Here is a 6382-nt window from a genome sequence, read left to right on the forward strand (position 1 = left end):
TTTCAGTGTTAGCCAAGAAGGGCCGGAAACAATCCGATAACTGATGACATCTCCATCCAAATCGCTGGCCCTGATGGTATGGGATAAAGGCTTGCAATCTTCGCCAGCAGCCGTATCTAAACTACTGAATACGGGTGGATAGGGTACATTGTATGAAAATGGCACCACATAACTACACGTCCCACTTTGTGGCGTTATTCTGGTAAACAACGTTTGCGAACCAAATGGCAAACCCGAAGGCACAAAGATATTCGGTGCGGTAAAGGTGCCTGCCGACATAGTGGCTGCGGGATCGGTAAAAATGCCGTAAATCGTACCATCGTAAGTACCGCCGTAGGTAAATATCGGTTGCGTATCATTGACAATGACGGAACTGTTTTGATTGTTTATAATCGCATTGCCCGACACACTATTGTATTTCAAAACACCATTATTTGTAAAACTGCCATTTGTGTTATTAATGCGTCCTGTTATCATCAGCCCAGCGTTGGTGGTTACGCCACTAGAGCGATTGTCATAAAGCCTTGCGGGCATCAAAATTTTGGCACACGCCTGATTGCTTAAGGTCCCACCTTGTATGGCAATCCCGCTTCCACTTTGTATATCAATCGTTCCCGAATTGTTTAACGTAAAACCGGGGTTTAGTGAGGTAAAATAATCAAAACCTGTATAATTCATAGTGCCTTGATTTGTGATGACATTGTCCGTAGTACCAAAGAGACATTGAAAACCTCGACCACTTTGAAAATTGATGATGCCAGATGCACTATTATTGACCATAGCGTTTTCGCCACCAATTACAATAGACATCCTAGTGCTACCAAGGTTAGCTGTACCGCCATTATTGAAGGTGGTATTATCATTTAATACAATCATGTTCATAAAGAGCGTTGTAGTGGCATTTAGCGTTCCATTGTTGGTAAAAGTAGCATTGCTATAAATATTAATTGCTCTGTCGCCGTATGATAAATCAGTAGGCAACATATTTAACGTACCGCCATTGTTAATGGTTAAATTGGCACTAATTCCAATATCCATTTGGAAAGCATTAGCCGTCGTGCCACTCAAAATAACAGGATCATTGGTTACATTATAAATCGTAACACGATTCGTAGCCGTCGGAACACCATTCGGCGACCAGTTGCAGGCATCGTTCCAATCGGTGCTGAATGTGCCTGTCCAAATCATTTCTTGGGTAGCGGTGGCAACGGGTGTGCAAGTTGTGTTGTTATAAGTAAACGGCACGACAAAGCTACACGTCCCGCCACTCGGCGTTATTTTGGCATACAAAGTTTGCGAACCTGTGGGTAACGTTCCCGAAGGCGTAAACGTATTCGGTGCGGTAAAGGTGCCTGCCGAAAGGGTCGCATCGGCATCGGTAAAAATGCCATTGACCACATCCATAGAGGAACTGCCATAGGTGAAAATAGGCAGAGCATCATGGACGATAATGCCTTCCGTATTTTTAATTTCGCCCCGTGTTAGCCTACCATACTTTACAACCCCATAATTGACAAAACGCTCGTTATTTGAGATGTTTAAATCCCCCGCTACTTGCACCAAACCATGATTGAGGAAATCTTCGTCACGATCATGCAAAAACGCGCCTGCACTTATTAGGATTTTACCACAAGCATGATTTACAGCATTATTAACTGTTATTTGGATACCTGTTCCTCCTGTAATATTGATGGTACCATAATTATCAAAAGTAGAAGTATAATGGCTAAGGTAAATAGCTCTATCCGAACCTGAATAATTAATGGTTCCGTGATTGGTGAGTCGTATTGCACCAAAACTACCACCAAAGCCACCAGAAGTAAAAAAGCTACCATGGGCGACCCCCGTACTTTGATTGAGAAAAGTGAGCGTTTGTACGGGAGGGGCGTTGTTTTCTGACCTAAATCCAGAGGTGCTTATCGTTCCGCTATTGGTAATGGTCACTGATACGAGGTTAACAACTGTGCCGGTAACGGTTAAGGTAGCGTTGCTTTGTACGGTCAGCATTGGGTTGCCGTCCCGAAAAAGGATGTTTTTTGCCATTGCTGTTATGCCAGTAGGCACAATGGGGTCGTTGGTCACATCTGGGATAAGGACGGGATTGTCAGCCGTCGGCGCACCATTGGGCGACCAGTTGCAGGCATCGTTCCAGTCGGTGCTGACTGTGCCTGTCCAAATCATTTCTTGGGTGGCATTGGCGACTGAGGCACACGTTTGAGCGAAGGTGCTTTGGCTCATCAATAAAGCCACGAGTAGTAAAAAGAGTTTTTGCATGGATGTTTGAAGTGAAAAAGGTGAAGATATTTGCTTTTGTGCTGAAACAAAGTAGAAGGGCAAGGCATGAATCCACGAAAAAAAGGCAGCTAAGCCCGAAAATTAGACATCGAAGCGGTAAAAAGTGGTTCTGAAATAGGATTTGGGGATTGGGATATTTATGATTTAGCGCGGAAAACTTGTTAGTGCCGGAACAACCTAACAGCGTTTGAGAAACGCAAAAGCCCTACGAATCCACGAAACATCACATAAACCCCTTCACACTTTTGAACACATGATTGATGCGCTTTGCCGTTTTCTCCACGATAAGCCGATGCAGCGCCATTGCCACGATCGGATGCGCGGTTTCCAATGCCGCCAACGAATCTGTAGAAAGGCGATACACCACACTCGGCGCATCGGCAATGACCGTTGCGGTGCGTGTTTGCCCAAGATAAAAGCCAATCTCGCCCACTAAGGTATCATCGGTCATGGTTTGTAGCCGAATGGGAGAACGTCCTTCTTGCTCCGAAAAGGTCGAAACACGCCCCGACTCGATAAAGAAGAGATCATACGCCGCCATATCTTGTTGGATGATTTTCGTCCCTGCCGATAGCTCCAATCGTGTGAGATATTGCAACAAAATATCGGCTTTCGTTTCGTCTCTGAAATACTCGGACAGCACCATGCGAAGCGTCCGCGACGTGTAAGGCGGTAAGTCACTCTGTTGCAAAAGCACATTTTCGCGCCATTCTAAGGCTTCGTCTAAGGTCTCAAACATAGCAAACCCATTTCCAGTCTTTTCGCCAAAGACTGTTTTTCGCATCAAACGTTGATACTTTTGTGGCATTTGCGTAAAGATAAGCGTGATCTTTCTTTGAAGGAGTTGCTGGTAGAGCTTGTGAAAACTTTGGACAACGGAGGTGTCAATGCCGGTTACATGACGAAAATCTAAGATTACAGCATCAAGCGGTGTTTGTTGATTTTGCTGATGTTCGGTAACGTGGGTCATCATTTCCTCGTGCAGATTGTGCGCCGTTCCAAAGAAAATGTAACCTTGTAAGCCAAAAATGGAAATACGCTCGGCATGAGTAGCAAGCCAATCGTCGTGCATTTCGTTTCGGGTAACGCGGCTCCGCAGCGATGCACCTGTTGCCACATAACGAATGACGCTTGTTTGGCTATATTTGAACAAGAAAAATCCCGCCGCCGCAAGAATCCCAACCCCAACCGAAGGCACAAAACCAAGCCAAAGTGAGGTGAAGACAATGGCGCTCATAATGCTGAGATTGGACACAGAAGCGTGTTTAAACTGCTTTATGACCCAGTGATCAATGAATTGATACCCAAAATAGATGAGGATGCCGCCAACGATAAAACGGGGAATAAAGCCCAGCACCTCTGCACCAAAAACCAGCACCGCAACCGAAACAAGCGCCCCCAAAATCCCTGCAAGGCGCGTTTTTGAGCCTAAACTCCGTTGCATCACCGTAAACGTGGTGGACGGATAACCCACAAAGCCGCCGCCCAAAATGCCCGATATGAAATTGCTCGCGCCCATCGTTTTGAGTTCAAAATTGGGTTCTACCTCAGCACCTATTGAAAACTCGATGGCGCTCAACATCAGCAACCCGCCAATGAAACACACCAATGGCAGGGTGGCAATAATCCCCATCTGATTCGTGAGATAGGTCCAATCAAGTAAATGAAGCTGGTTGTAATACACCAACGGCGATTGCCACAACGATGCTTGCGGAAAAGGACCTAAAAGCAATTGCGCATTTTTGAGTTCCGCAATCGTAAAGCCATTCACAAAATAAAGTGTGTAGAAAAGTACAACCGCAATGCCCAAAATGGCGGGCAAAACAAGCGCGTGCTTCAAACGTGGCACCATCAGCCACAACGCCGCCGCCAAAAAAAAGCCCATGAGCCATTTGGAAAGAAGCGTGAGGCTAAATAAATCGGGAAGCGCCGCAAGCGTTATTTGTGTTTGTGTCATGGTGGCAATGCCACCCAAGATTAAGGCAAAACCAACAGATGCTAGAAATCCGCTAATGACAGGCAAGGGCAGAAACCGAACCAAACGCCCCCATTTTAACGCCCCTAAAAGAAACAATATGCCGCCTGTGAAGATCGCTGAGCATAACATCACCAACACCGCAACGACGGTTTTTTGCTCAACTGGTATCGAAAGCGGCAAAAACGCCATGAGCGAAGAAAGCATCGCGGCTTGAATGGGGGGCGGAAGGCTTTGGACGTGTGCAATAATCCCTTCTTGGGAACTTGTAAGCGCCGCAAATAAATGCAGGATGACATTGCTAAACAATGCCAGTCCAATTCCCACCGAGAGCGCTTCGGGCAATGCCTTACCAAAAACCAATACCGCAAAGGAGATGGACAAGATCGCGGTCATCAAGCCAACGATGATACCGCTGACGAGCGAAAGAATGAAATGTTCACGGCTAAAAAGATACGAAGGACGAAGTTCTACTACGATTCTATTCCACATATTTGGCTTCATGGCAACATCGTTTTTCATAGCCCTACTAAATCGGATGGCTCATTGAAAAATGCAGCACAAGGCAAAACATTGCTATATTTTTTATGCGGATTATACAATTCGGTAACAAGTTTCACCGCTCCGTCTGCCGTTGCAATTTCGTGGGTATGGTATTCTTGCTTGATCACACTTCCTGCAGGTTTACCCTTTGCACTTGGAAGTGCTTGAGCGGAATGGATTTTATAAATTTGTCCGTCAATCATGGCTTTTGCCAAGCCGCCTGCCAAATTGAGTCCCAAGGTTTTGCGTAAAATAACAGGGGTGGCTTCTGTCAAATCAACCCACTTTTCGTCTTCAGTAAAAGCGCCGCCATAGGTAGCTTGTGCGTCGTCTTGAACAACGCCCGCTTCGCCAGCAATGGCTTTTTCCATGCCGTTTGCAATGCATTTTTTAATCAAATGCCCCCATTTTACCGAAGTGCTGCGCGTTACAAGCTCAGGCATTTGGGCAGATTCTTGGCTTAACATCGCGCCCGTGTCGTACTCATCTGCCAAACGATGTGCCGTTACACCAAACTCGGTTGCGCCGTCGTAGAATTGTCGCAACGGATTAGGCCCGCGATATAAGGGCAAAATAGAAGGATGAATGTTCACAATGCCATAAGTCGGAATTTTGCAAATCTCTGAATCTAACCGATGTGCAAAGGTAAAGCACAATACAATATCAGGCTTAAATTGATGCAAAATAGGCGTAAGCACCGATTTTACTTTTGAGGTAACAATGGTATTAACATCACTTGGAATTAAGGGAAGCACATCTTTGTAGCCGGGCGTGGCGCGGGTTTTGATGCCGGGTGATGTTACCGCCAAAACATGTTCGTGTCCGTTTTCATGAATCCATTCAGTTGCAAATTTGTATGCCGAAGGTAGATAATTAAAGGTTGCAACCCGTAGCTTTTTGTTATTTCTGCCTTTAAGTGGCGCACTTGGGGTAAGGGTAGGTGCAGTTGGTCGAAACGAATGAAGTAAGTTCATAACAAAAAGATTTAAGAATTGTTTAAAGAAGAAACAGCTTCCAATCGGCGATTTATCACATAAAACCAGAGCAGTGGAAAAAAGGCTAAAACGACCATTCCGGGATAACTTGTGGGCATTTTCGGGCTTTCAGGCAACAATTTTCCACGGCTTGCGTGTTTGTTCTGTGCAAAATAGAAGGGTATCCAAAGCCCTGACAAAAGAAAGGCAGCGAAACCCTAAAATCAGACACTAAAGCAGGAAAAAGGGAAACTGAAATAGGTGCTGCGGATTTAAGAAGATTTAAAGAGGTAACATCGGTGAGCGAAAAGGAACTTTTGAAGTGCGATTTGGTTGTTTCAATGCCGTTCAAGGAGCAACCCTAACCCCTAAAATCATGCTGGCGAACTTAGACAATGAAGTGATTTTCAAGAAAGCGTTCACCAACAAAACGGTGTTCACGGCCTTTGTGCGCGATATTTTGGGCATCGAAATCGAAGTGGATAAAATCGAGACGGAAAAGAAGTTCGAGCCGAAGATTGGGTATGTGGACTTTGAACTTGACATCTTCGCCGAGAGCGTGGATAAGCGGGTTTGTGTTGAGATTCAGCGCGTG

General features: G+C 45.5%; 4 protein-coding genes. 1 reads left to right on the forward strand and 3 read right to left on the reverse strand.

Annotation, left to right across the window (positions count from 1 at the left end; translation table 11 throughout):
• The 3 genes from JNN12_08965 to JNN12_08975 all read right to left on the reverse strand — a co-directional run.
• A partial coding sequence (locus JNN12_08965; GenBank protein ID MBL7978459.1) for a hypothetical protein occupies nt 1–2274 on the reverse strand: 2274 nt, incomplete at its 3' end.
• 244 nt (nt 2275–2518) lie between these two features.
• A complete protein-coding gene (locus JNN12_08970; protein ID MBL7978460.1) occupies nt 2519–4774 on the reverse strand; it encodes an SLC26A/SulP transporter family protein in 2256 nt (751 codons plus the stop codon).
• Nucleotides 4775–4788: 14 nt separating this feature from the next.
• Nucleotides 4789–5787, reverse strand: a complete 999-nt coding sequence (locus JNN12_08975) for a hypothetical protein (GenBank protein ID MBL7978461.1) — start codon at nt 5785–5787, stop codon at nt 4789–4791.
• 322 nt (nt 5788–6109) lie between these two features.
• Between JNN12_08975 and JNN12_08980 the strand changes: the two genes are divergently transcribed.
• On the forward strand, nt 6110–6382 hold a 273-nt coding region (locus JNN12_08980), incomplete at its 3' end, for a hypothetical protein (GenBank protein ID MBL7978462.1).

Source organism: Bacteroidetes Order II. bacterium, assembly GCA_016788705.1.
In the GTDB taxonomy this organism is placed as follows: Bacteria; Bacteroidota; Rhodothermia; order Rhodothermales; family UBA2364; genus UBA2364.